The sequence below is a fragment of the Pseudescherichia vulneris genome (assembly GCF_902164725.1).
Classification (GTDB): domain Bacteria; phylum Pseudomonadota; class Gammaproteobacteria; order Enterobacterales; family Enterobacteriaceae; genus Pseudescherichia; species Pseudescherichia vulneris.
This window is the reverse complement of record NZ_LR607338.1, coordinates 349,767-352,529: the sequence shown is the minus strand read 5'-3', so window position 1 is coordinate 352,529 and position 2,763 is coordinate 349,767. Positions and strand designations below refer to the sequence as shown.

4 protein-coding genes are annotated in these 2,763 nt (G+C 44.8%); 1 reads left to right on the top strand and 3 read right to left on the bottom strand.

Features of this window, described 5'->3' with window-relative positions; translation table 11 throughout:
• Window positions 1-8: 8 nt before the first annotated feature.
• Both FN633_RS01300 and FN633_RS18330 read right to left on the bottom strand, forming a co-directional pair.
• Window positions 9-365: a hypothetical protein gene (locus FN633_RS01300; RefSeq protein WP_154056473.1), complete on the bottom strand. Its 357-nt coding sequence runs from the start codon at window positions 363-365 to the stop codon at window positions 9-11.
• A 195-nt stretch (window positions 366-560) separates the two neighbouring features.
• Complete coding sequence (locus FN633_RS18330; RefSeq protein WP_165570675.1) at window positions 561-737, bottom strand: hypothetical protein; 177 nt, start codon at window positions 735-737, stop codon at window positions 561-563.
• Between the two features lie 366 nt (window positions 738-1,103).
• Here FN633_RS18330 and FN633_RS01295 point away from each other — a divergent pair, with 366 nt between their 5' ends.
• The gene (locus FN633_RS01295; protein ID WP_243731466.1) at window positions 1,104-1,466 is read left to right on the top strand and encodes a hypothetical protein; all 363 of its coding nucleotides are present in this window, start codon (window positions 1,104-1,106) and stop codon (window positions 1,464-1,466) included.
• A 242-nt stretch (window positions 1,467-1,708) separates the two neighbouring features.
• Here the strand turns inward: FN633_RS01295 and cspE are convergent, their stop codons facing one another.
• Window positions 1,709-1,921, bottom strand: a complete 213-nt coding sequence (gene cspE / locus FN633_RS01290) for a transcription antiterminator/RNA stability regulator CspE (RefSeq protein ID WP_042395059.1) — start codon at window positions 1,919-1,921, stop codon at window positions 1,709-1,711.
• Window positions 1,922-2,763: the final 842 nt, after the last annotated feature.

Genomic DNA, 2,763 nt, shown 5'->3' with positions numbered 1-2,763 from the left:
AGAGAACCCTAACCTTTTTGTACGCCGGTATCGATCTTCAGATAGCGCATCAGACCCATGGTCGCGCTCTTTTTCGCTTCGTCGTTTACCGCGATCAGATAGTAATCCGTCGCGACTGCGTAAGGAGCTTTATCCGCTGGATAAACCGCGTACTTCAACACCAGTTTGCCACCGTGACGCTGACACTCCATATCCCAACGGCCCTGTTCAGCTGGCGAGATGCCACATTTCCCTGGACCATAGCTGTTTGAGAGATAGGAGTCGACGCGAGATTCAGCTTTCGTAATGTAAGCGGGTTTATTGTTGTACATAAAACCGGTACACACCGCCCCTGCTACGATGAGGAGCGGTAACGATAACAGCATTTTTCTTTTCATTTTGACGACCTAATTTTCTAACAGAAACCACCACGACTAGTATTATTCCTAAAAAAGGAAAATGCAACTACCTTTATTAGCGGTTTAGTCCCTATCTGATTCCATCAGGTCTACTAATAGAGCCTCTTTGTGACAATAGAATGAATGCTGGGTTAACAAAAAGCCGCCCGTAGGCGGCTATTCTTAGAGAGGTCTTGTACGATCGGGATCGTCGATATCAGGGTCATCAATATCAGGATCGTCAAAATCGGGATCGTCAGGGTCAATAGGGTCGATATCATCTGGCGGATAACGGTCGGGATCGTCCCGGTCCGGTCTGTCAGAAGGTAACGGGTCAAGAATATCGGGGCGTTCGGACATAGGACCTCCAGCACGATAAACGGCAGTAAAAGGATGTTAGCGAAGCGCTATTTTTTATCCTGTTTTGGCTTTTTGGTGTCGGACCCAGACTTCTTGTCAGAATTTTTTTGCTGATCTTTTGAAACGTTCAGATTAACGCTTTTCATGGGTAACTCCAGGTAGGATGGCAGCTTTTGCTGCACCTGGAGTATAGGTAAGCTTTATCAATACCACCAGCGAGGCGGCAAGGCGTGGGCCCTGAACGACTCTCAAGGGCATTAGAAGTTACAGGGTCACCTTTCGCTGCTCTGCACCTTCCAAGTCACGGCTTTCAGCATCGGTTCATTTACCGGACTATGCTATCCTTGGAACAAACAAGGAGGTGACATGTTTTCCTTTCTCAACACGCTTCAGCGGCTGATAAAAAATCAGCAAGAAGCACCGACTACTCAGCCGAAATATTCAAATGAACAGCTTTTGCAATGGGCTACTGGCTGCATGCTAGAGGGACTTCCGGATGCGTTTTATGAAGCAAGGGTTACGTGTGAATGCAGTGTGAATGATGAAGGTCACCAAACAGTAAGTGTCTCTCACGAATTCAAGCTTACTGCAGAATCTGAGTACTCACGTTTTGCCCCGCCAGACGATCTGTATGCAACCAACTGTATAGAACAGATTCTCACTGGTAAAAAATGGAAATATGCAGCAATCATTTTCAATCCTCAAACTACAAGATTTGAATGGAAATAAACCATTTGGGGAAGAAATAACCGGGCGGCGCTACGCTTGCCCAACCTACACATCATGCCAGACCGTAGGCCCATGCAAGCGTAGCGCCGCCGGGCAATAAACATGTCACAATCGCTTAATTGACTCCCCCGGAAGGCCTGAAACGCAAAAACCCGCTCATGGCGGGTTTCTTATCACGTTCACTTATCTGCTCAGGCTCAGACCGTCATCGCTGTCGTAAGCGTTCGTGTCATTATCGGCGCTTAAAGCGCGACAACGTTTCCGGCAGCCGGGCCTTTGGCACCATTCTCCATCGAGAACTCAACCTTCTGCCCTTCGTCCAGCGTTTTGTAATCATTGCTCTGGATAGCGGAAAAATGTACGAAGACATCTTTGCTGCCATCTGTTGGCGTAATGAAGCCGAAGCCTTTTTCAGAGTTAAACCATTTTACTAAACCAGTCATTTTATTAGACATAGATATTTCCTTTAATTTTCTTGAACCACATATTGTGGCGAACATGGCCTGCTTGCAGATGAGGACTTATTGGGCACTTAGGAGGAGGCTCATGCAGAAGAGTATCTATAGATAACGCTTGAAATGAGGACTGCTTTACTAAAACTGCTTTCATAAGGTCTGTATGCCAAACCGATGACGCATAGTGGACTCTTATGATTTGATAAGCAAGATTAGTTTTGTCAAGGACTGGCGCGGGAAATTTACAATTCAGAGGCCGCTTGAGTAATCTTAAAAGCCCTGACCATTGCAGCCAGGGCTTTTAAGGTACTACGGAGTGAAGAGTTAACATTAATCCACTTACGAAATTGTTACTGCAGAGTGTACTACTTTTAAATGCACCCGTTTACTACAGATAATATTTGGCATCAAGACCAAACAACCTCCCGCTATTTATTCTGTTACAAACCAGCCAACGCTCTAAAACATAAACGTGGCAACTTAAACAAGTACATCCCCATCGCGACATATACTCTTTAATGCGTTATCCTTTGCCGACACGGTCATAAAAAATCGCCAGCAAAGCTATAAAAACAAGGGCTTACATCGTTGCGCTAACACTGCCATTTTGCTAACCAGTACAATCACTACGCGGCTTGAAATTATACTACATCCAAAACTACAAACTTCGTGGCCTTTATAGAAAATGGCTTACCTTGGTACTTCTAAACACCCTCACTGTGCTGGTAAGTTCTAATTTACTCATTTAGAAATCAGAGTCAACACTGTTTTTAAAAACATGATTTTATTAACAGCATTGCTAAACTGAACGTTGATTAATCTGCTTACTGACTCTGTTTTTT